Annotated in this window: 22 protein-coding genes; 18 read left to right on the top strand and 4 right to left on the bottom strand. The window is 30.0% G+C overall.

Annotated features, from left to right (window positions below):
• Positions 1-30: 30 nt before the first annotated feature.
• Positions 31-234, top strand: a complete 204-nt coding sequence (locus Q0662_RS01650) for a hypothetical protein (protein WP_298946536.1) — start codon at positions 31-33, stop codon at positions 232-234.
• 216 nt (positions 235-450) lie between these two features.
• Positions 451-1587, top strand: coding sequence for an ABC transporter substrate-binding protein (locus Q0662_RS01645; RefSeq protein ID WP_298946534.1), 1137 nt, complete (start codon positions 451-453; stop codon positions 1585-1587).
• 23 nt (positions 1588-1610) lie between these two features.
• Here the strand turns inward: Q0662_RS01645 and Q0662_RS01640 are convergent, their stop codons facing one another.
• The 3 genes from Q0662_RS01640 to Q0662_RS01630 form a co-directional block, all read right to left on the bottom strand.
• Complete coding sequence (locus Q0662_RS01640) at positions 1611-4340, bottom strand: DNA gyrase/topoisomerase IV subunit A (protein WP_298946532.1); 2730 nt, start codon at positions 4338-4340, stop codon at positions 1611-1613.
• Positions 4341-4509: 169 nt separating this feature from the next.
• Positions 4510-5058, bottom strand: coding sequence for an ORF6N domain-containing protein (locus Q0662_RS01635; RefSeq protein WP_298946531.1), 549 nt, complete (start codon positions 5056-5058; stop codon positions 4510-4512).
• Between the two features lie 85 nt (positions 5059-5143).
• Entirely contained in the window at positions 5144-6997 is a 1854-nt protein-coding gene (locus Q0662_RS01630; RefSeq protein ID WP_298946529.1) for a DNA topoisomerase IV subunit B, read from the bottom strand.
• Positions 6998-7217: 220 nt separating this feature from the next.
• Between Q0662_RS01630 and lysA the strand changes: the two genes are divergently transcribed.
• The 15 genes from lysA (at position 7218) to Q0662_RS01555 (ending at position 21525) form a co-directional block, all read left to right on the top strand.
• Positions 7218-8501 carry a diaminopimelate decarboxylase gene (lysA, locus tag Q0662_RS01625; RefSeq protein ID WP_298947022.1) on the top strand — a complete coding sequence of 428 codons (1284 nt, stop codon included), beginning with the start codon at positions 7218-7220 and terminating at the stop codon, positions 8499-8501.
• 94 nt (positions 8502-8595) lie between these two features.
• Positions 8596-9111: a GNAT family N-acetyltransferase gene (locus tag Q0662_RS01620; protein ID WP_298946527.1), complete on the top strand. Its 516-nt coding sequence runs from the start codon at positions 8596-8598 to the stop codon at positions 9109-9111.
• Positions 9112-9227: 116 nt separating this feature from the next.
• Entirely contained in the window at positions 9228-11351 is a 2124-nt protein-coding gene (locus Q0662_RS01615) for a Tex family protein (RefSeq protein ID WP_298946525.1), read from the top strand.
• 252 nt (positions 11352-11603) lie between these two features.
• Positions 11604-13928, top strand: a complete 2325-nt coding sequence (locus Q0662_RS01610) for a type IA DNA topoisomerase (protein ID WP_298946523.1) — start codon at positions 11604-11606, stop codon at positions 13926-13928.
• Positions 13929-14030: 102 nt separating this feature from the next.
• Positions 14031-15482: a 23S rRNA (uracil(1939)-C(5))-methyltransferase RlmD gene (gene rlmD, locus Q0662_RS01605; RefSeq protein WP_298946521.1), complete on the top strand. Its 1452-nt coding sequence runs from the start codon at positions 14031-14033 to the stop codon at positions 15480-15482.
• A gap of 80 nt (positions 15483-15562) precedes the next feature.
• Entirely contained in the window at positions 15563-15784 is a 222-nt protein-coding gene (locus Q0662_RS01600; RefSeq protein ID WP_298946519.1) for a type II toxin-antitoxin system ParD family antitoxin, read from the top strand.
• Positions 15785-15788: 4 nt separating this feature from the next.
• Complete coding sequence (locus Q0662_RS01595) at positions 15789-16091, top strand: type II toxin-antitoxin system RelE/ParE family toxin (protein WP_298946517.1); 303 nt, start codon at positions 15789-15791, stop codon at positions 16089-16091.
• Positions 16092-16108: 17 nt separating this feature from the next.
• Positions 16109-16402, top strand: coding sequence for a 4a-hydroxytetrahydrobiopterin dehydratase (locus Q0662_RS01590; RefSeq protein WP_298946515.1), 294 nt, complete (start codon positions 16109-16111; stop codon positions 16400-16402).
• A gap of 36 nt (positions 16403-16438) precedes the next feature.
• Positions 16439-16906 (top strand): DUF6452 family protein, encoded by a 468-nt coding sequence (locus Q0662_RS01585; protein ID WP_298946513.1) that lies wholly within the window; start codon positions 16439-16441, stop codon positions 16904-16906.
• Positions 16887-17609 (top strand): DUF6048 family protein, encoded by a 723-nt coding sequence (locus Q0662_RS01580; protein WP_298946511.1) that lies wholly within the window; start codon positions 16887-16889, stop codon positions 17607-17609. Before Q0662_RS01585 ends, Q0662_RS01580 begins: the two co-directional genes overlap by 20 nt.
• 65 nt (positions 17610-17674) lie before the next feature.
• Positions 17675-18622 (top strand): 2-oxoglutarate and iron-dependent oxygenase domain-containing protein, encoded by a 948-nt coding sequence (locus Q0662_RS01575; RefSeq protein WP_298946509.1) that lies wholly within the window; start codon positions 17675-17677, stop codon positions 18620-18622.
• 65 nt (positions 18623-18687) lie between these two features.
• Positions 18688-19011, top strand: coding sequence for a translation initiation factor (locus Q0662_RS01570; RefSeq protein ID WP_298946507.1), 324 nt, complete (start codon positions 18688-18690; stop codon positions 19009-19011).
• Positions 19012-19063: 52 nt separating this feature from the next.
• Positions 19064-20008 carry a DUF1835 domain-containing protein gene (locus tag Q0662_RS01565; RefSeq protein WP_298946505.1) on the top strand — a complete coding sequence of 315 codons (945 nt, stop codon included), beginning with the start codon at positions 19064-19066 and terminating at the stop codon, positions 20006-20008.
• Between the two features lie 3 nt (positions 20009-20011).
• Complete coding sequence (locus tag Q0662_RS01560) at positions 20012-20881, top strand: nucleoside phosphorylase (RefSeq protein ID WP_298946503.1); 870 nt, start codon at positions 20012-20014, stop codon at positions 20879-20881.
• Positions 20882-21384: 503 nt separating this feature from the next.
• Entirely contained in the window at positions 21385-21525 is a 141-nt protein-coding gene (locus tag Q0662_RS01555; protein ID WP_298946501.1) for a hypothetical protein, read from the top strand.
• A gap of 155 nt (positions 21526-21680) precedes the next feature.
• On the opposite strand, the gene Q0662_RS01550 is transcribed toward Q0662_RS01555, so the two are convergent.
• The gene (locus Q0662_RS01550) at positions 21681-22346 is read right to left on the bottom strand and encodes a uracil-DNA glycosylase (RefSeq protein WP_298946500.1); all 666 of its coding nucleotides are present in this window, start codon (positions 22344-22346) and stop codon (positions 21681-21683) included.
• 84 nt (positions 22347-22430) lie between these two features.
• On the opposite strand from Q0662_RS01550, the gene Q0662_RS01545 reads away from it, so the two are divergent.
• Complete coding sequence (locus Q0662_RS01545) at positions 22431-24635, top strand: DNA mismatch repair protein MutS (protein WP_298946499.1); 2205 nt, start codon at positions 22431-22433, stop codon at positions 24633-24635.
• The last annotated feature ends 9 nt before the right edge of the window (positions 24636-24644 follow it).

The following is a 24644-nucleotide window of genomic DNA, read 5'->3' as shown; positions in this document are numbered from 1 at the left end:
ATCTTTAAACTCTAATATTTTTATACAATTATGAGGATAGAAAACGACCTAAAACTAGGTTTTAAAAATATAATGATTCGTCCAAAACGCTCTACATTAAAATCGCGTTCGCAAGTAAATATAGAAAGAGAATTTACTTTTTTACATAGTGACCTTGTTGGTAAAGAAACACCAAATATGGCTGTAAATATTGATACTGTTGAGACTTTTGAAATGGCTAAAGCTCTTTTTTAAAAAAAGTTATTTGCATCAAATCACAAGCATTTTTCTTTAGAAGCATAAAAGAATTTGCAAGTAAGCATCAAAAAATGTTTTAAAAAACATAGTTGTTAGCAAAGGCACAGGAAAAAAATGAGAAAAAGAGAACCACATTTTACCGAACTTACAAAAATTAAACAGAAGAATGATTTTTATAAGAGTTCAAAAACAAGAAAACCAAACATATTCTAAATGAAAAAAAACAACATAAGTTTCTTTTTAATGTTGCTTTTCATATTCTTTTCTTGTAAAAAAGAAGTGATAAAAAAAGATACAAATTCCAGGCAAAAAAGTAGTATTAAGTATGCAGAAGGTTTTGATATTATTGAAGAAAATGGCGTAAAAAAATTAATAATTAAAGCTGCATATCAAAATTCTAAAGAAGTTTTTGAGTATAGTATCATTCAAAGAAGAAAGAATACTATTGCTAATAAAAATAACAAAACTATTGAAGTTCCTGTAAAACACTTTGTGACGACTTCCACAACACATATTCCAATGATTGAATTATTAGATGAAGAAAATGCTATTATTGGTTTTCCAAATGCTACATATATTTCATCCGAAAAAACAAGAGCTTTAATAGATAAAGGTAACATTGTAGAAATTGGCAAAGAATCTTCTTTAAATACAGAGATATTATTGCATTTACAGCCAGAGTTAGTGGTTGGCTATAGTGTTGCTTCTGCAGATAAAAGTTTATCAACCTTAAAAAAAGCAGGCATTAAAGTTATTTATAATGGAGATTGGTTGGAAGAAACACCTTTAGGTAGAGCTGAATGGATTAAATTTTTTGGAGTTTTGTTTGATAAGGAGCAACAAGCTGATAGTATTTTTAACGTAATTGAAACTAATTATTTAGAAGCTAAAAAAATTGCTCTAAAAGCAACTAAAAAACCAACCATTTTATCGGGTGCCATTATGAGTAAAGATATTTGGAATTTACCTGCTGGAAACAGTTTTGTGGCTACCTTTTTAAAAGATGCAAATGTTGATTATTTATGGAAAAAAACAGAAGGAAAAGGAAGTTTATCACTAAGTTTTGAAAGCGTTTTTGACAAGGCACAAAATGCTGATTTTTGGATAGCTCCAGGTTATTTTTCTACCCAAAAACAACTGGTAAATAATAATTCTTTGTACGCTAAATTTAATGCTTTTAAAAATGATAAAATTTATACACCGACCACCAAAAAAGGAATTACAGGGGGTGTTATTTATTATGAATTAGCACCTACAAGACCCGATTTTGTTTTAAAAGATATTATTAAAATTACAAATCCTGATTTGTTACCAAATTACAAATTAACTTTCTTTGAAAAGATGAATTAATTGTAAACATCTCTTATTTTATCTTAAAATAACTTCTGTTGATTTTCATCATCTCTCTTTTTTTCTGCTGCTTTCTTTTTGGTAATTGATTTTTGCAAGGCAATACGTGCTTTTTCTTCTGCAGATAGTTCTTCTAAAATAGCTTTTTTAGTGGCAACCTCTTCAATTTCTATGGGAAGTTTATTCTCTGCAACCTCTTCATCAATCACTTCTGTTTCTTTATAATCAACCTCATTTTCTTCTTTGTAAGCTAAAGGTTCTAGAAGGTTTACATTTTTAATTTTATCTGTAGTTAACTGGTTTCCTAAAGCTTTAATACCTTTTACAGTTATAAACTCCTCAAAATTAACTTCTTCATTATCTAAACTACGTTTAGAAAATTGTATTTCTGCAACAGGTCTATAATCGGTTGCTACAATTTCTAACTGAGATTTTGGATGATCAGAAATAAACTCTTCTTCTTTTTCTGGGTTTTCTATTAAAAAACGTTTTACATAATAACGTTCTTTTTCACCATCATAATAAATAGCAGAAATCGGTTTTTGAGGTTTCCATTTTTCTAATACAATCATATCATCTTCAAAATGCATTGCCAAATCTGGTTTTACTGCTTTTGCCTTTCCACTTTGTGTGATAATTAATAATTTATCATCTGCTCTAAACTCACCCAACAATTCGCCTCTATGATCCACATTTAAACGCTGTACAGCGTCATCAAACCAAATTTTACGTGGTTTTAAAGTGGATACTCCAGCTTCTTTAAATTCTACTTTTTTAATGGCATATTTGGTAATTGTATTTCCTCGAACTCCACGTCCTTTTACTGTTAAATCAGCAAAATCGACATCCCATTTTAATTTTTTAACACTACCAACAGAACGTAAATTAATAGTTACAACTTCTGCTTCACCATTTGGATTTGCTGTAAAATAATGTACAACAGAGCCTTTTTTACCATTGGTTAAATCGTATTCTTTGTCTCTAGTTACAGATGTTACATTAAAACGTTTCATGTAAGAAGGTCCTTTTAAACCATCTCTGTACATCATATTATAAACAGTACGTTTGTCTTTCTTTTTAAAGACAGCCACATGTATAATATCTTTACCAACAAAGGTTTTAGAGTCTACTTTTGTCACCATCATTTGACCATCTTTTCTAAAAATAATAATGTCATCAATATCTGAACAATCTGTAATAAATTCGTCTCTTTTTAAAGAAGTACCAATAAACCCTTCTGCTCTATTTACATAGAGTTTTGCATTGTTCATGGCTACTTTTGAAGCTACAATATCATCAAAAATTCTAATTTCTGTTTTGCGTTCTTTGCCTTTGCCATATTTTTCTTTTAAGTTTTTAAAGTAATCAATAGCAAACTCAATTAAATTGGCTAAATTATTTTTAACTGCTGCAATTTTGTCTTCTAAACTTTCTATAAATTGCTTGGCTTTGTCAATATCAAATTTTGATATTTTTTTAATTCTAATTTCTGTTAAACGTACAATATCTTCTTCTGTAATAGGACGTTTTAAATGCTTTATATGTGGTTGTAAACCTTTGTCAATGGCAGCAATTACACCTTCCCAAGTTTCTTCTTCTTCAATATCTCTATAAATTCTATTTTCTATAAAAATACGTTCTAAAGAAGAGAAATGCCATTGCTCTTCCAATTCATTTAACTGAATTTCTAGTTCACGTTTTAACAACTCAACTGTTAAGTCTGTTGAGTGTTTTAAAAGCTCAGAAACTCCTAAAAAAACAGGTTTATTATCTTCAATAGTACAACATAAAGGCGAAATAGAAGTTTCACAATTTGTAAATGCATATAATGCATCTATACTTTTATCTGGCGAAACATTGGGTGGTAAATGCACCAAAATTTCTACCTCTGCTGCAGTATTGTCTTCAATCTTTTTTATTTTAATTTTACCTTTATCATTGGCTTTTAAAATACTGTCTATTAAAGATTGTGTTGTGGTAGAAAACGGAATTTCATTAATAACCAACGTTTTTTTATCTAGCTGAGAAATTTTTGCACGAATACGTACTTTTCCTCCACGTTTTCCATCATTATAATTGGTAAAATCTGCAATTCCACCTGTTAAAAAATCAGGTACAATTTTAAAACTTCTGCCTTTTAAATATTTTATAGATGCATCTATTAATTCTACAAAATTGTGTGGTAATATTTTAGTTGATAAACCTACTGCGATTCCTTCTGCACCTTGTGCTAGTAATAATGGGAATTTTACGGGTAAATCTATAGGTTCTTTTCTACGACCATCGTAAGACAATTTCCACTCTGTGGTTTTTGGATTAAACACCACATCTAAAGCAAATTTAGACAAACGCGCTTCTATATATCTTGATGCTGCAGCTCTATCTCCTGTTAAGATATTACCCCAGTTTCCTTGCATGTCTATTAGCAATTCTTTCTGCCCCATTTGCACCATTGCATCTGCAATAGAAGCATCTCCATGAGGATGATACTGCATGGTATGCCCAACAATATTAGCTACTTTGTTGTAACGTCCATCATCCAAATCTTTCATAGAATGCATAATTCTTCGCTGTACAGGCTTTAAACCATCTTCTAAAGACGGAACTGCTCTTTCTAAAATTACATACGAAGCGTAGTCTAAAAACCACTCTTTGTACATTCCTGTAACTTTAGTAATAGTTTCCTCTTGAGAATTTTCTCCTTGATTTGTTAATTCTTCTTCGTGTTCGTTTTCGTTTATTTCTTCACTCATAAAAAACGTTAAATCGTTTAATTGTGTTTTTTTTATTTTGGCGTTTCCTAAAGGTCGGGCTTTACGTTACAATCTTTTTATTTTGTTCTCGATACTTTTTTTTTCATACTTCACAAAAAAACTCGAACTGACAATAAAAAGGATTTCCACTTCAATCCCTAACGCAAGTTTACTTATTAACTTTATTTTTGATATAACCTATTTGATTTCTCTTTGGCGGACTTTCCTTTTTCTCAATTAATTCATCTAAATAAGAAAATACCAATTCTATATTTTTATCGTGATTCGTTAGTTTCTTTTTTATGTCTTCAATTTCTAATCGTAAACTTAAATTATCACTCAACAAATCTCTCATTTTTGTAAATATTCTAATAATTTTAATATTTACAGCAATTGCTCTATCACTTCTCAGCACACTTGACAACATTGCCACTCCTTGTTCTGTAAATGCCATTGGTGCATAACGTAAACCCATTTTATCAGAATTGGAGGTCACAAATTGTGACCTCCAATTTTCAAATTCAATTTTTGTCAACTCAAACATAAAATCATCTGGAAAACGATTTATATTTCTTTTTACTGCTTGTTTTAAAACTTTAGTTTCTACTTGATATAATTCTGCCAAATCTCTATCTAACATTACTTTTTGATTACGAATCAAATAGATTTTATTAGATATTATTTCATTTGGAATTATTAATTTTTCTTCTTCTTTCATTTTTAGTAAACTTGAGGTTGCAAATTGCGAACTCTAATTTTATCCTAAAGAACTTACAGGTTTTAAAAACCTGTGAGGTCTGAATCTAATCTTCTACATAATCTAATTCAACTTTTAAATTATTAATGATAAATTTTTGTCTATCAGGAGTGTTTTTACCCATATAAAACTCTAACATTTGCTCTATAGACATTTCTTTATCTAACATTACTGGGTCTAAACGAATATCATCACCAATAAAATGGACAAATTCGTTTGGAGAAATTTCACCCAAACCTTTAAATCGAGTAATTTCTGGCTTGCCTCTTAACTTTTCTATAGCTTCTCTTTTTTCATCATCCGAATAACAATAAAACGTATGCTTTTTGTTACGCACTCTAAATAAAGGTGTTTCTAAAATATATAAATGCCCTTCTTTAATCAATTCTGGAAAAAACTGTAAGAAAAATGTAATTAATAATAACCGAATATGCATACCATCAACATCTGCATCTGTTGCAATTACAATGTTGTTGTAACGCAAATCTTCTAAACCATCTTCTATATTTAATGCAGCCTGCAATAAATTAAATTCCTCATTTTCGTACACTATTTTTTTACTCAATCCATAAGAATTTAAAGGCTTTCCCTTTAAACTAAACACAGCTTGTGTGTTTACATTTCTTGATTTTGTAATTGACCCAGAAGCAGAATCACCTTCTGTAATAAACAAAGTAGTTTCTAAATGTGCTTCTTTTTTGGTATCCCCTAAATGGATTCTACAATCTCGTAGTTTTTTGTTGTGTAAGCTGGCTTTTTTAGCTCTATCTCTTGCTAATTTTCGAATTCCAGAAAGTTCTTTACGCTCTTTTTCTGCTTGTAAAATTTTCTTTTGTAATTTGTCTGCAACCTCTGTGTTTTTATGTAAGTAGTTGTCTAAGTGTGTTTTAACAAAATCATTGATATACGTTCTAACTGTTGGTAAATCTCCACCCATTTCTGTAGAACCTAATTTGGTTTTAGTTTGACTTTCAAAAACAGGTTCCATTACCTTTATTGCTATGGCAGAAATGATTGATTTACGCACATCTGAGGCTTCGAAGTTTTTACCAAAAAAATCGCGAATCGTTTTAACAATAGCCTCTCTAAATGCAGATTGGTGTGTACCCCCTTGTGTAGTATGTTGTCCGTTTACAAAAGAGTGATATTCTTCTGAATACTGTGTTTTACTGTGAGTAATTGCAACTTCAATATCATCTCCTTTTAAGTGAATTATTGGATACAACATATCATCTTTGTTGTTATTATCTTCTAATAAATCTTTTAATCCGTTTTCAGAAAAGTATTTTTCTCCATTAAAAATAATGGTTAAACCAGGATTTAAATACACATAATTCTTCAACATTTTAGAAACATATTCTTTTCTAAATTTGTAGTTTTTAAAAATGGTTTCATCTGGGATAAACTGAACTTTGGTACCTTTTCTTCGAGAGGTTTCTTCTAAAAACTCTTGCTCTCCTAAATTACCTTGGCTAAATTCTGCAGAAGCAGATTTACCTTCACGTGTAGACTCTACCCTAAAATAAGACGAAAGTGCATTTACAGCTTTGGTACCCACCCCATTTAAACCTACAGATTTTTTAAAGGCTTTAGAGTCGTATTTACCACCAGTATTCATTTTAGAAACTACGTCTACTACTTTTCCTAGCGGAATACCACGACCATAATCGCGAACTGTAACTTTGCTACCTTGTATAGAAATTTCTATGGTTTTACCTGCCCCCATCACATACTCGTCAATAGAGTTATCTAAAACCTCTTTTACCAAAATATAAATACCATCGTCTGCAGAAGAACCATCTCCTAACTTACCAATGTACATTCCTGGACGCATTCTAATATGCTCTTTCCAATCTAAAGATCTAATATTATCTTCTGTATATTTTGTTTCCTGACTCATAAAAAACGTTTACAACTTTTAGGTTTGAAGTACTTGTAAAAATAGGGTTTCACAACAAAAAATAAAATAACAAAAACAATTAGTTATCAACAGGATTTCAACGAAAAAAAAACCGTTTGTTATTTTACATATTACCTAAAATATATAGTCTATTACTTTTACAAAATTCACAATAAAAAACAATATGTTATATTTTTAAACAAATGATTTAGAACTAAACATTTTAACTACTTTTGACAAAAATAAACAACAAAATATCGTGGAAAACTCGCAACTTTTAGAATTAGCAAATAAATACGGAAGTCCCTTATATGTTTACGATACAGATAAAATTGAATCGCAATATAATAGGTTAACAAACGCTTTTAGTGATGTTAAAAATTTAAAATTAAATTATGCCGTTAAAGCATTATCAAACATAAATATTTTAAAATTCTTTAAAAATTTAGGTGCTGGTTTAGATACAGTTTCTCATCAAGAGGTGCAATTGGGTTTAACTACAGGTATAGATCCAAAAAATATTATTTATACACCCAATGGAGTTTCTTTACAAGAAATTGAAGAAGTTGCAAAATTAGGCGTTCAAATTAATATTGATAATTTATCTATCTTAGAATTATTTGGTCAAAAACACCCAGAAATTCCTGTTTGTGTGCGTATCAATCCACACATTATGGCTGGTGGAAATTCTAAAATTTCTGTGGGTCATATCGATTCTAAATTTGGGATTTCTATTCATCAAGTTCCACATATTAAACGTGTGGTAGAAAATACAGGTATGAATATTAACGGAATTCATATGCACACAGGATCTGATATTTTAGATATTGATACTTTTTTACGTGCATCAGAAATTTTATTTGATGTGGCTAAACAATTTAAAAATATCGATTTTATCGATTTTGGAAGCGGTTTTAAAGTGCCTTATAAAGAAGGAGATATTTCTACAGATATAGAGCAATTAGGCGTACAATTATCAGAACGTTTTAACGAGTTTTGTAAAGAATATGGCAAAGACATTACATTAATGTTTGAACCTGGAAAATTTTTAGTGTCTGAAGCTGGTGTATTTTTAGCAAAAGTAAATGTTGTAAAACAAACCACTTCTACCGTTTTTGCGCATGTAGATTCTGGATTTAATCATTTGGTAAGACCCATGATGTACAATTCTTACCATCATATAACCAATATTTCTAACCCGAAAGGAAGAGATAGATACTACTCTGTTGTGGGGTATATTTGCGAAACAGACACCTTTGGTTCTAACAGAAGGATTGCAGAAATTTCAGAAGAGGATGTCTTGTGTTTCCATAATGCTGGTGCCTATTGTTATTCTATGGCTTCTAATTACAATTCGCGTTATTTACCCGCAGAAGTTATGGTTCATCAAGGAAAAGACTACTTGATTAGAAAAAGACAAACGATTCAAGATATTTTACACAATCAAGAAGTTGTCGAATTTGCTCAGTTAAAAAAAACTAAAAAAGAAGCAGTTACTCTTTAACTTTTTCTAAAAATAAATTATTTTTACAGACCCCACAGGTTTAGATACTGTTATCAATTCAGTACAAAAGCCTGTGGGGTCTAAATTTATGATAATGAAAATTAGGCTTTCTAAAACAGAAGATATTCCAAATATTCTAACAATTATTGATGATGCAAAAGTGTATTTAGCATCACAAAAGATAGATCAATGGCAAAATGGCTATCCAAATGCAGCCCAAGTTGAAAATGATATTGAAAAAGGCGAAAGTTATGTGGTTGTAAATGATGAAAATCAGGTTATGGCAACTTCTATGTTTACCACAAGAAAAGAGCCCACATACAAAAAAATTATAGATGGTAATTGGATTGTAAGTGAAGGTGAAGAATATGGCGTAGTTCATAGAATGGCCATTAAAAAAGAATTTAGAAAATATGGTTTGGCTACTTTTATGTTTCATGAATTTCACTTGCATTTATTAGAAAAAAAAATAAAAAGTTTAAAGATTGATACACATGAAGAAAATATCGGAATGCAATCTTTAATTAAAAAATTGGGTTACCAATATTGTGGCATTATTTACACTTCTTATGGTGCCAAACGTTTGGCTTTTGAGAAAGTAATTTCTTAAAAAACCTAATTCTTGTCTTTTCAGTGCAGACGAGAACTAATAAAATTTTTAAAAACTATAATCTTTTTGACTACGCTCAAGGAGACAGTTTAAATTTGATAAATATTTAGAAATAAATGCAACTACTCCAATACGTAATACAACAAACCAACTTAGCAGAAAAATCGGTTTCCAATACACTTTCATTGTTAAATGAAGATGCAACTATTCCCTTTATTTCTAGATATAGAAAGGAAATGACTGGAAATTTAGATGAAGTTCAAATTGGAGAAATTGTAAAAATTAAAGAAACTTTTGAAGCCTTAGAAAAAAGAAAAATTGCCATTTTAAAAGCTTTAGAAGAGCAAAAGGTGTTAACTGCTCAATTAACTCAGAAAGTAAAAAGTACAAAAGACAGTATTACCTTAGAAGATATTTATTTACCTTATAAGAAAAAGAGAAAAACAAAAGCAGAATCTGCGCGTTTGCAAGGTTTAGAGCCGTTAGCAAAAATGATTATGAGTCAACGTGTAAATGATTTAGAATATACAGCCTCTAAATACATTTCCAACGAAGTTGATACAATTGAAGATGCTCTAGAAGGCGCACGTTTTATAATTGCAGAATGGATTAACGAACGTACAGATATTAGAAATAATATTCGTTATCAACTAGAACGCTTCGCTACTATTTCATCCAAAGTAATAAAAAAGGAAATAGATAATGAAAAAGCACAAAAATTTAAAGATTATTTTGATTGGAGTGAATCTTTAAACCGGATTCCGTCGCACAGATTATTAGCCATTTTAAGAGCCGAAAAAGAGGGGTTTATTCGTATAAAAATAGAAATTGATACAGAAAGAACGCTTCAAAAAATGGAAAGTAGAATTATTCGTACAAACAACGAATGTGCTACTCACATTCAATGGGCAATTCAAGATGCTTTTAAACGTTTGTTATTTCCCTCTTTATCCAATGAAGCTTTATCAATTGCCAAAGAAAAAGCTGATCAAAGTGCCATAGCCGTTTTTGCGAAAAACTTACAACAATTATTGTTAGGAGCTCCTTTAGGAGAAAAACGAGTGTTGGCAATAGATCCTGGTTTTAGATCTGGCTGTAAAATTGTATGCTTAAATGAACAAGGAGAATTAAAACATAATGAAACCGTATTTCCACATGCACCTCAAAACCAATCTTTAGATGCGATTAAAAAAATTAGTTCTTTGGCAGAAGCGCATAAAATTGAAGCTATTGCTATTGGAAATGGAACAGCCTCTAGAGAAACAGAACAATTGATTAAAAAAATTCAGTTTAAAAATGCAATTGATGTATTTGTGGTGAGTGAAGCTGGAGCGTCCATATATTCTGCCTCTAAAATTGCTAGAGATGAGTTTCCAAATTACGATGTAACAGTTCGTGGTGCCGTTTCTATTGGTAGACGTTTACAAGATCCTTTAGCAGAACTGGTTAAAATTGATGCAAAATCGATTGGAGTTGGGCAATATCAGCATGATGTAGACCAAACCAAACTAAAAAAATCTCTAGATACGGTTGTAGAAAGTTGCGTAAATATAGTGGGGGTAAACATTAATACTGCAAGCGAATCTTTACTAAGTTATGTTTCTGGAATTGGACCCAAATTAGCCACTAATATCGTAAATTACAGAAATGAAAACGGTTCTTTTTCTTCTAGAAATGAGATTAAAAAAGTACCACGTATAGGAGGAAAAGCCTTTGAGCAAGCTGCAGGTTTTTTAAGAGTTAAAAATGCAAAGAATCCTTTAGATGATTCTGGTGTACATCCTGAAAGTTATTTTTTGGTTGATAAAATTGCGAAAGACTTAAAAACGAATGTGAAAGATATTATTGGGAACAAAGAAATTCTTAAACAAATAAATGTAAATAATTATACTTCAGAAACTATTGGTTTACCAACTTTAAAAGACATTATTAGCGAGTTAGAAAAACCAGGTTTAGACCCAAGAGCAAAAGCCAAAGTATTTTCTTTTGACAAAAATATCAAAACCATTGATGATTTAAGAATTGGACAACTCTTACCAGGAATCGTTAATAATATTACCAATTTCGGCTGTTTTGTAGATATTGGTATTAAAGAAAGTGGCTTAATTCACGTTTCTAATTTATCAGATTCGTTTGTAAAAGATGTAAATACTATTGTAAGTTTACAACAACAAATTGTGGTAAAAGTTTTAGAGTTAGATGTAGTTAGAAAACGAATTCAATTAGCATTGGTAAAGTAAAATTGAATCAAAAAAAATACATGTAAAAGAAAAATGGAAAGTTTATCTTTAAGATATCTTTTACTACCTTTTAGTTTTGGGTCAGATTTACTTCATGTTAAAGATTATAATGACACTGAACTTGAACGTTTTATAAAGTACGGTTACATCAAGAAATTTGAAGACGCAATTATTGCTAAAAAATTAGGAATCATTTTTTATTTATTAATACCGTTAATTTTATTACTTTCGACTCTTTAATTATCTAAAATATTGAAAGTCTGTATCGCCGAAAAACCAAGTGTAGCAAGAGAGATTGCTAATATTCTAGGAGCCAACACAAAACGTGATGGTTTTTACGAAGGTAATGGCTATGCTGTAACCTATACCTTTGGGCATTTATGTACACTTTTAGAGCCTAAAGATTACAAACCTCATTGGAAAAGTTGGGATTTGAATAATTTACCCATGTTACCAGAACGTTTTGATACCAAAGTTACAGGCGATTCTGGAATTAGAAAACAATTTGATATTGTAAAAGGATTATTTGAAAAAGCAGAAGTAATTATTAATTGTGGGGATGCTGGAACAGAAGGAGAACTCATTCAACGTTGGGTAATCAATCAATGTAATTATAAAGGAAAAGTAAAACGTTTATGGATTTCATCATTAACAGAAGAAGCCATTAAAGACGGATTTAACAATTTAAAACCTGCAGAAAATTACGATAATTTATATTACGCTGGCTATTCTAGAGCTATTGGAGATTGGTTATTGGGCTTAAATGCAACACGTTTATATACTGTTAAATTTGGTGGTTACAAACAAGTTTTGTCTGTAGGTAGAGTGCAAACTCCTACCCTAGCTATGTTGGTAAATCGTTATTTCGAAATTCAAAATTTTAAACCACAACCTTATTGGGAGCTACAAACAACTTATAGAAACACACTTTTTAATTATGAAGACGGTCGTTTTTTAAAACAAGAAGACGGACAAGTTTTAGCTGATAAAGTTGCGCAATCTGAATTTGAAATTGTTTCTGTAAAAAAGAAAAAAGGAAAAGAATACGCACCTAAACTATTCGATTTAACAGGTTTACAAGTATATTGTAACAATAAGTTTGGTTTTTCTGCAGATGAAACCTTAAAAATAGTCCAGAAGTTATATGAAATGAAAGTTGTAACCTACCCGAGAGTAGATACCACTTTTTTACCTAATGATGTCTATCCGAAAGTACATGGAATTTTATCGAAATTAACCAATTATAGTAAGCTTACACAAGCTCTTTTAGGACAGAAAATAAAAAAGTCTAAACGTGTTTTTGATGATAAAAAAGTAACAGATCACCATGCCATTATTCCTACGGGAATTCAAGGGAATTTGCAATACAATCAACAACAAGTTTACGATATTATTACCAAACGTTTTATTGCTGTTTTTTATCCAGATTCAGATGTTTCTAACACTTCTGTTTTAGGCAAAGCTGCAGAAGTTCCTTTTAAAACTACAGGTAAAGAAATTTTAACTAAAGGCTGGAGAATCGTTTTTGAAACTGAAGAAAGCAAGGCGAAAAAAGAGCTAAATATACAAACTACCTTACCTAGTTTTACCAAAGGTGAAAAAGGCTCTCATGAACCTTCTTTTTTAGAAAAAGAAACCAAGCCACCAAGAAACTTTACAGAAGCAAGTTTGTTAAGAGCTATGGAAACTGCTGGTAAACAAGTAGATGATGATGAAATGCGTGAGCTGATGAAAGAAAATGGAATCGGAAGACCATCAACAAGAGCAAGTATTATTGAAACTTTATTTAGAAGAAAATATATAGAACGTAAGAAAAAACTGGTTTTACCTACGCAAACAGGAATCGATCTGATAAATATTATTGATAATGAATTACTAAAATCTGCTGAATTAACTGGGCGTTGGGAAAAACGTCTTAAAGAAATTGAACGTGGAGATTTTAATGCAGGAACGTTTATCAATAACATGAAAAAAATGGTTGACGAACTGGTTTATGAAGTACGTTCTAACACGACTAAAAAACGAATTTCCTCTAATAGTGTCAGCCAAAATACCCAAGAGAAATCTCCACAAAGTAGAAAAAACAAAAAAACAAAAAAACAAGTAGTAGGTAAAACTTGTCCAAAATGCAAAAAAGGGCAGTTATTAAAAGGCTCTACAGCTTATGGTTGCTCTCAATATAAAAACAATTGCGATTTAAAAATTCCGTTTCAATTTTACGATAAAAAAATTTCTGAAAACCAGATTATTAGATTAATAGACAAAGGTTGTACTACCAATTTAAAAGGGTTTTCGGTAAATGATACTAAGGCAGAAGGTTTACTTCGTTTTGATGATGATTTTAATGTAAAGTTTGAACCAAAAAAAACTCTCACTCCTGATGCAGACAAATCGCTTCAAAGTAAAATAACTTGTCCAAAATGTAAAAAAGGAACCATTCTAAAAGGAAAAACAGCTTATGGATGTTCAGATTATAAAAAAGGATGCGATTTTGTTTTTACCTTTGAAAATATCAAAAAAATTGCCAACGGAAAACCACTAACCAAAGCCTTGGTTTTAGAAATTATTTCTAAATAAAATACCTCTTTTTTTAAATAAAAATGTTTTTCTATAAATACATTTCAATTCCTACTTCAATCAATAAGTTTTGCTAATTTTGCAATCCACTAAATACAGAAAATGCCACGTAGAGAACGAAATAAATTTGTAAAAAGAAACCAGGTTTTAGAACTTACCATAGAAGATTATGCTTTTGGAGGAAAAGGTATTGCCAGAATACACTCTGAAGAAGGCAGTTTTGTCATTTTTGTACCCAATACTTTACCGGGTCAATTGGTAAAGGCACAAATAAAAAAATCTAGCAAAAAATACGCAGAAGCTAAGTTAATTGATGTTTTAGAACCTTCTAGAGATGAAGTTGAAGTTCCTTATCAAGATATTCCTGGGGCACCTTACATTCAATTACCTATCAATTTACAACATCAATACAAAAAAGAAAGCACACTTTCTCTTTTTAAAAAAATTGGTAAAGTTACTAATATAGAAGACCTTTTTGATGAGTTTGTAACCTCGCCAAACGTGTTTCATTACAGAAATAAAATGGAATATGGTTTTTCTGCTATTGGTTACGACAGAATTGAAAAAACAGATAAAGACGAGTTTACACTAGGTTTTAAAAGACGTGGTGTTTGGTGGATGGGCGATAATTTAGAAAAAGATTCTGGTTTGTTTGACAAGCAGTTAGAAGACAATCTTAAAAACATTCGTAAGTATTGTAAAGAAACAGGTTTACAGCCTTGGCATGGACCAAAAAGAGAAGGTTTTTTTAGGTATTTTGTGGTTAGAAAATCTTTTAAAACAGACGAGTTGTTATGTAATTTAGTAACAACTTCTGATGATTTAGATAAATTCGATTTAAACAAATTTGCTGCGTTTCTAAAAGATATTTTAGGAGATCGTTTAGCAGGTTTATTGCATACTATTAACGATGAAACTGGAGACAGAACCATTGCTACTTCGGGTAGTTTAGAGTTGGTATATGGTAAAGATAAAATTGTAGAAGAATTGTTGGGTTTAAATTTTGAAATTAGCATGAAAAGCTTTTTTCAAACCAACCCAAAATGTGCAGAAAGATTATATTCTAAAGTAGTGGAATATGTTTTAGAGGATAAAACCAAAGTAGACAATACTGTGGTTATGGATTTATTTTGTGGAACAGGAACCATTGGTCAAATTGTAGCTTCTAAAAGCGATAATGCAAAAATTGTGGGTGTAGATATTGTAGCATCAGCCATAGCAGATGCAAAAAAGAACGCTAAAAGAAATAATATAGAAGGCTTAAAGTTTTTTGCAGCAGATGTTGGTAAATTTTTAATAGCACATCCAGAATATCAAAATAAAATAAAAACAATCATATTAGATCCTGCAAGAGCTGGTATTGCACCAAAAACACTGCAAAAAATTATCAACTTAAATGCAGACAGAATGGTATATGTTTCTTGTAACCCAGCCACACAAGCAAGAGATACAGAATTGTTAGCAGCAGCTGGTTATCAAATGAAAAAAATAAGTTTGGTAGATCAATTTCCGCATACAAGCCATATAGAAACTGTAGTTTTGTTTGAGAAGTAGATAGACTTTATTTAACAATTTATCCATATTTGCTAAATATAGATAATATTTATACTTTTATGATATCAAAATAAATAATTATGAATATTAGTTTTACAAAACAACAGGAGGAATATATTACTACTCAAGTTGAATCTGGCGAGTATCAAAATAATAGTGAAGTAATTAGAGATGCTTTAAGATTGCATACCATATATAGAAATAAAATTATAAAAGATTTAAGAGCAGAAATAGAAAAAGGACTAGAAAGTGGAATTAGTAAGCGTTCTGTAAAAGATATTTTAGAATCGAAACAAGAATAGTAATATGGTTATTCTTAAAAATTATGAATTAACCAAAGAAGCAGATGCAGATTTAGAAGATATTTTTGATTATACAGAAAAAAGTCATAGCCGAAATCAAGCAATTGTATATCTATCAAACATTGAAGATTTATTTTTTCAATTATGTAATCAACCAAACTTAGGTAGAACAAGAAAAGAAATTAAAGAGGGTATATTTAGTATCGCTTTTCAAAAACACATTATTTTTTATAAAATTATTGAAAACAAACTATTAATTATTAGAGTTTTACATGAAAGCAGAGATATGCCCAAACATTTAAAATAATATATAAAACGCAGAAAATGAAAAAACTAACAAATCAAGAAATAGAAAAAAGAATAGAAAAATTACAAGAATGGGATTTTTATGATGATGCCATTCATACCGATTTTGAGTTTGATAATTTTAAAGACTGTATGTCTGCAATGAACAGAATTGCTTTTGAATGTGAGGCTTTAAATCATCACCCAGAATGGACAAACGTTTACAACACATTAGACATTACATTAACCACACATGATGCTGATGGAGTTACAGAACTGGATTTTAAATTAGCAGAAGCCATCAATAAAATTGTAGAAGTTGAAGAGGAATAATCTTCTAGAAAACATTCTAATACCTATATTTGACTCGTGAAACAAACAATTCTAATTTTACTAGTATCTGTAGCACTTTTTTCCGCTTGCGAAAAAGATGATTTTTGTACTCAAAACCCTGTTACACCAAGATTAATTATTCGTTTTTATGACGATACCAATAGAGAAACAACAAAAAGAGTGCAAAACTTAGTAATTAATTCAGAAGCAAATAGCGATACAATTGCTAGATATAATGGTGTTAGTACAGACAGCATTGTAATCCCACTAAACCCGAACGCTTTAGAAACTGTATATAACTTTTCTAAAGATGGTGTTGTAAATCAGTTTTCTATTAATTATGATATTCAAGAAGAATATGTTTCACGCTCTTGTGGTTACAAAATTGTGTATACAAATTTAGAATTTTCATCACCAACAAATACTTGGTTTACAGATTTTACACCCAAAACTTTACTTAATTTAAACGATCAAACCACAGCACATGTACAAGTATTTCATTAGCCTTTTTATGGTATTTGTTTTTGCTGAAAATTATGCGCAAGAGCAACCTAAAGATAGTCTCATTACCAAAGAAAAAGATACCCTAATTTACAAAACCAATGCTGGTATTCGTTTAGGTGTAGACATTAGCAAACCTATCAAAGCTTCGCTTGATGGTGTTTATAGTGGTTTTGAAATTGTTGGCGATTACAGAATTAAAAAAAACTTATACATTGCAGCAGAATTAGGTTACGAAGAAGAAACATCATCAGAATTTATGGTTTCTAACTCTACAGCAAAAGGAAACTATATCCGTTTGGGCATTAACTACAATGCCTACAAAAATTGGTTAGATATGAACAACGAAGTTTTTGTAGGATATAGATATGGTTTTGCCTTATTTGATCAAACTTTAAACAGTTATACACCCAATGTTTCAGATGCAGATAATGGCAATTATTTTCTTGCAGAGCCAGTAACAAATCCAGTAACAGCAAAAAATTTAAATGCACATTGGTCTGAATTTATGGTAGGCATAAAAGCAGAAACACTAAAAAATTTATTTGTAAGCTTTAGCCTTTCTTATAAGATTTTAATGAGCGTTAAAGAACCCGAAAACTTTAAAACCTTATACGCTCCTGGTTTCAATAGAATTTTTGAAAGTAATACAGGTTTTGGCTTTAATTATACTGTAAGTTACCTAATTCCATTTACAAAAAAATAAACTACCATTATAATTCCTCTTTTTTTAGTAACTTTAGCGTAGGTTTCTACCTTAAAAATATCATAATGAATAAAATACCAAGTGTAAATCTAGCAGACTTTTTGTCTGACGATGCAACAAGAAAACAAAAATTTATAAACGAAATTGGTCACGCCTACGAAAACATTGGTTTTGTAGCTTTAAAAGGTCATTTCTTAAACGATACATTAGTAAAAGATTTATATACAGAAATCAAAAACTTTTTTGACTTACCCTTAGCAACAAAAGAAAAATACGAAATACCTGGTATTGGAGGACAAAGAGGATATGTTTCTTTTGGAAAAGAATCTGCAAAAGGCAAAAAAGAAGCAGATTTAAAAGAGTTTTGGCATTTTGGTCAATATGTAAAAGACGATCCTAAAAAAGCTGCAGAATACCCAGAAAATGTAATTGTAGAAGAACTTCCAAAATTTAATGAGGTTGGTAAAAAAACCTATAAAATGTTAGAAAAAACAGCAAAATATGTGCTGCGATCTTTAGCATTGCATTTAGGTTTAGAAGAAACATATTTTGATAAACACATCAAAAACGGAAACAGTATTTTAAGACCTATTCATTATCCACCTATAAAGACAGAACCAAAAGGTGCAGAAAGAGCTGCAGCCCATGGAGACATTAACTTGATTACGCTATTAATGGGCGCTCAAGGAAAAGGTTTGCAAGTGCAAAACCACAAAGGCGATTGGATAGATGCTATGGCTGAACCAGATGAATTGATGATTAATGTTGGAGATATGTTATCACGACATAGTAATAACAAACTAAAGTCTACCATTCATAGAGTGGTAAATCCTCCTAAAGAAATGTGGGGTACCTCAAGATATTCCATTCCGTTTTTTATGCATCCAGTAAGTGAAATGAAATTAGATGTATTAGAAAACTGTGTAGATACAGAAAACCCAAAACAGTTTGAAGATATTACTGCAGGTAAATTTTTAGACCAACGTTTAAAAGAATTAGGATTGAAGAAATAGTTGGTGGTTTTTGGTTTTTACAAAACAAAAACTACAAACCAAAACTTACAACCAAACACTAACAAATGGATTTAAAAGATCAATTAAAAAACCTATTTCCAGAACATAAGGAAACACCTGAACCAACCATAGAAAAATCGAATATTTGGTTACAAGATGAACCTATAATTTGTAAATACGAAAAGCGAAAAGGAAAACCAATTACCATTTTAGAGGGGTATACTGGTGCAACAGCAGACTTTAAAATTTTGGCAAAAGAAATTAAAACCAAACTCTCTGTAGGAGGTAGTTTTAAAGATGATAAAATTATCATTCAGGGAGATTTTAGAGATAAAATCATGAATATGTTAAAGGATAAAGGCTTTAAAGTAAAACGTGTTGGAGGTTAACAACATAAAAATCAACACAATTAAAAGTAATTAAATTTATTGTCAATTTATTATGGGCGCTTTAATTTTACACATAACAAATGGAGACAGTACCACAAACTATCTAAAAAAACTTAAATTTACTGGAGATTTTATCACTTGGAGAGAAATGCTATGCGAAGGCAAAACCACTACAAATGTTGGTAGTGATGTTTTTTGGAAAACGAGGTATAGCTTTTTTAAAAATACTTACAAAGTTAGTAAACAAAAATTTATAGACTATACCATAAAAGAATACAGAAGGCTTTGTAACAAAAAAGAAACCAAAGAAATTGTACTTTGGTTTGAGTACGATTTGTTTTGTCAAATTAATATGTTAGCGGTTATTAGTTGGTTAAAACAACACAGAAAAGACTATCATATTTCTTTGGTCTGTAGCGGAAAAGTAAAAAAGTCAACAAAATTAAAAGGTTTATGTGAGCTTTCTGAATCTGAAATACATCAGCATTATAAAAAAAGAATTAATTTATCACAAAATGATATTGAATACGCAGATTACATTTGGCAACTATATTGTTCGGTCAGTCCTCTAAGGCTAGAAACTATTACAAATATTAAAACAACAAATACATTTGTATATTTAGAAAATGCTTTAAAAACACATTTGCAAAGGTTTCCTTCTGTAGAAAATGGATTAAATAATGTAGAAAACTTTGTACTACAAACTGCTACAAAAAACAAATTAACAACTAAAAACAAACTATTGGGTAGTTTACTTAAAGAGCAAGAATTATTTGGCTTTGGAGACTTACAATACCAAAAAACCATAACGCAACTAAACCCATTATTTGCATCTTATAACCCTGTAAAATTAACCAAAACAGGCAAAAAAGTTTTAGAAAACGAAACCAGTTTTTATAGGCAATTACGAAACGAAAATTCTTATCTTGGAGGAGCTAAAAAATTTAGTTTTTTATTTAGTAAAAACAATCAAAAACTATTACAAATTACCTCTTAAAATATGCAAATAAAACAATCTGAACTTATTTTAAATGCAGATGGTAGCGTTTATCATTTGAATTTAAAACCAGAAAACATTGCTAAAGATATTATTTTTGTTGGCGATCAAGATCGGGTAGATAAAATAACAAAACATTTTGATGCTATTGAGTTTACAACACAAAAAAGAGAATTTAAAACTACGACTGGCACTTATAAAAACAAACGTTTCTCTGTAATATCTACTGGTATTGGACCAGATAATATTGATATTGTAATGAATGAGTTAGATGCGCTTGTAAATATTGATTTATATACAAGAAAACCTAAAGAAAATTTAAGCCAATTAAATATTGTTAGAATTGGTACTTCTGGATCTTTACAGGTAGATATTCCTGTAGATAGTTTTTTAATAAGCTCTTTTGGTTTAGATTTAAATGGCCTGTTGCATTCATACCAAATAGAAAGTATTTGTAATACAGATATAGAAAATGCCTTCGTAAAACATACCAACTGGAGTACTAAAAAAGCAGCTCCCATTATTATAAAAAATAGTAAAATATTAGAAAAAAAATTAAGCTCAGATCATACTTTTACAGGGATAACAGCTACTGCTGGTGGTTTTTACGGACCTCAAGGCAGAGTTTTAAGACTTGCTTTACAAGACGATAACTTAAACCATAAAATTGATTCTTTTCAATTCAATTCGCATAGAATTACCAATTTAGAAATGGAAACTTCTGCCATTTACGGTTTGTCTAAATTGTTAGGTCATAATTCTTGTTCAATAAACGCCATTATTGCTAACAGAGCAAATGGTACTTTTAGCAAAAAACCTGGAAAAGTTGTAGAAGATTTAATTATTTACAGCTTAAATAAATTAACTGAGTAAAAGACAATCCTCAAAATAGATAGGAGTGGCAAAACACTTTAATTATTCTTGATATTTAAAAGAAAAAAACAATACACTAAAAAAACATGAAACTTTGCTAGAAAGATTATCCAAATGATATAATACAAATGTGTAAAGCTTTACGTGCTAAAAAAATAGCTATTATTGTTTTAACTTAAGAAATCATTAAAGATATGGGTGCTGGCAATCCATCAAAAATTATACAAATCTTTCAAAAAAAACCTTGAATTTAGGGAGCGTTCATGAATCTTTGAAATCATCATTTAAAAATATCGATAAGATTTTAGCAAAAAGATACGAACAGCAACTAGAAGATATTCAAAAATGGCTAAAAATAACCGAGTAAAATGATAGCAAACCCATCAAAAAAAAAAATACCCGAATTCAAAATAAAATAATTTGTTTAAACGTTATACGAAGCAATAAAATTCAGGTGATTTCATAAAAAATATGTACATTTAGCCTTTAAAAAAATTTAAAAAATGAAAAAAATAGTTTTTATTGCAATTTGCATTATAGGTTTAATTTGTTTTTCTTCTTGTAGAAGCATGTCTAAATCTTGTGGTTTAGCAGATTTTTTACCAACCAATCAAACAACATTAAACCAAGCAGATTTACTATAAGATCAGTTTGTTTCTTAGTTTCAAATTCAATAAACACGCTTCATATAGTAGTTTTTTTTGAAGATTTTTTACTTCCTCTGCTCCCTTAATTCGTTTATCAAAAGAGCTCAAACAAATAGTTTAATCCAAGCTCCATAAATCTATCAACGCATAGCTTACCAGGCTACTTGTTGTTTTTCTAGATCAGTTAATATAGCATTCGCCTTAGAAAAATGTTGGTTACCAAACCAATAACCCCTGTTTGCACTTAAAGGACTTGGATGTCCAGATTCTAAAATATGATGTTTTGTTTTGTCTATTAATTTTGTTTTTTTCTTAGCAAAACCACCCCAAAGTAAAAAAATAACACTTTCTTTTTCTTTAGAAATCTGTTTAATAACTTCGTCCGTAAACCTTTCCCAACCTTGTTTTTGATGGCTTCCAGCTTCATGCTCCCTTACTGTTAAAGTAGCATTTAGCAATAAAACACCTTGTTTTGCCCATTTTTCTAAATTCGCACTTTGTGGATATTCTTTACCTAAATCTGCAGTTATTTCTTTAAAAATATTAATCAAAGATGGTGGATGAGTAATGCCATCTTTTACAGAAAAACATAAGCCATTAGCTTGATTTGGGCCATGATAAGGATCTTGCCCAATAATTACCACCTTTAAATTATCGAATGTACAAAAATCAAAAGCTGCAAAAATGTCTTTCTCTTTTGGGTAACATTGGTAATTTTCATACTCATTTTTCACAAAAGAAGTTAAATCTTTAAAATAAGGCTTCTCAAACTCATTTTGTAAAATATTTTTCCAGCTATCATCTATTTTTACCTGCATTGTTTGTTATTTTTGTTACTTCAATTTTAAACCCAATAAAGTTTATATAATTATTTTATTTAATAGATTATCAAAATTACAAATTTGAGGACTAATATTTCAGAGAAAACATTACAAGATTTAGAATTTAAATCTGTTTTACAACATGTTAAAGAACATTGTATATCTGGTTTGGGTAAAGAAAATGTTCTAGAAATTTTACCATTTACTAGCAGAAAACAATTGTTTATAGAGTTGCATTTGGTAAATGAATATGTATCTTCTTTTGAAAGCGAAAATAGAATCCCCAATCATGGTTTTGATAATATTAAAGAAAGTGTAAAACGCTTAAAAATAGAAAATAGCTTTATAGAAACTGATGCTTTTTTAAAAATTGCAGCCACTTCTTTAACCGTAAACGAGCATATTAAATTTTTTAAAAAATTTAAAGTACAATTTCCAACATTTTATGAGCTTACTCAAAAAATAGAATTCACTACGTATGTAGATGATGAAATTAAAAAAATTATAGACATTTCTGGCGAGGTAAAAAATAATGCCTCATCTACTTTAAAACAACTTCGAAGAGATATTAATAACGTTCGTGGTAAAATTGGTGCAAGTTTTTCTAGTGCGTTATCTAAAGCCATTGCTGCAGGTTATTTAGATGACATTAAAGAAACAATTGTAGATAACCAAAGGGTTTTAGCAGTAGCAGCAATGCATAGAAGAAAAATTGCTGGTAGTTTATTAGGCTCTTCAAAATCGGGTAATATTGTTTACATAGCGCCACAAGCTACTTTATCTTACAGTAGAGAATATCAGAATTTAGTTTACGAAGAAAAGCAAGAAGTAATTAAAATACTTAGAGCTTTGGCGGCTACAATTAGACCTTTTACCGAGTTGTTAGAAGACTATGTTAATTATCTAGTTAGAACAGACACAGTAGGTGCAAAAGCAAAATATGCAAAAGAAATTCATGCTATTTTACCTAAAATAACCAAAGAAAAACGAGTATTTTTTAAAGATGCAGTACATCCCATTTTATGGCGAAAAAACAATCAACAAAATATAAAGACTGTTGCGCAAACATTAGAATTAAATAAAGAACAGCAAATAATTGTTATTTCGGGACCCAATGCTGGTGGTAAATCTATCACCTTAAAAACCATTGGCTTGTTACAATTAATGCTACAAAGTGGTTTGTTAATTCCGGTTGCAGAACGTAGCCAAACGTATATTTTCGATACTATTCTAACAGATATTGGAGATAATCAATCTATTGAAAATCAATTAAGTACTTATAGCTATCGTTTAAAAAATATGCGTTATTTTTTGCGAAAATGTAACGAAAACACCTTATTTTTAATAGACGAATTTGGTACAGGTTCTGACCCAGAATTGGGTGGAGCATTAGCAGAAATTTTCTTAGAAGAGTTTTACAACAAACATGCTTATGGTGTAATTACTACACATTATTCTAACCTAAAAGTATTGGCTAACGAATTGGAAAATGTTACCAATGCCAATATGCAATTTGATGAGCGCTCTTTAGAGCCTTTATACAAACTATTTATTGGGCAAGCAGGTAGTTCTTTTACTTTTGAAGTTGCGCAAAAAAACGGAATTCCTTTTAGCTTAATAAATAAAGCAAAAAAGCGTGTAGAAACCGAAAAAGTTCGTTTAGACAAAACAATTTCTAAACTGCAAAAAGAAAGAAGTCGACTACAAAAAAACTCAGATAATTTAGAAAAACAAAAATCTAAAGGACAGAAACATTTAGACAGTTTACAAGAAAAAGAAGGTAAAATACAGGCAAAACTAGCAGGTTTTCAAGAATTGTATGACAATAATCAAAAAATGCTTTCTTTAGGTAGAAAGATAAATGAGCTATTAAACAAGTACTTTCAAACCAATAATAAAAAAGAGCTAAACACTAATTTTAATAAATGGGTTGCAGACGAAAAAGTAAAGCATGCTAAGAAGACCCCTGTAAAACCAAAAACAAAATCGCAAAAGCAAAAAGCAAAAATTGTTGAAAAACAAATGCAGCAAGTAATTAAAAAAGTAGAAAAAGAGGTTTTAGAAAAAGTTGTAGAGGTTAGAAAAGAAAAGAAAAAAGAAGCTGTAAAAAAAGCAGAACAAAAAGCAGCTTACGTTTTTAAGTTAAATGACAGCGTTAGAATTATAGATTCAAATTCTGTTGGTACAATAGACAAAATAGACAAAAAAAATGTTACTATAAATTATGGTGTTTTTACAACAAAAACATCTGTAAATAAAATAGAATTGGTAGAAAAAGCCAAATAAACAGCAAAA

It is taken from the genome of uncultured Polaribacter sp. (assembly GCF_947503855.1).
Taxonomy (GTDB): domain Bacteria; phylum Bacteroidota; class Bacteroidia; order Flavobacteriales; family Flavobacteriaceae; genus Polaribacter.
This window is presented reverse-complemented; position numbering and strand designations above follow the sequence as displayed.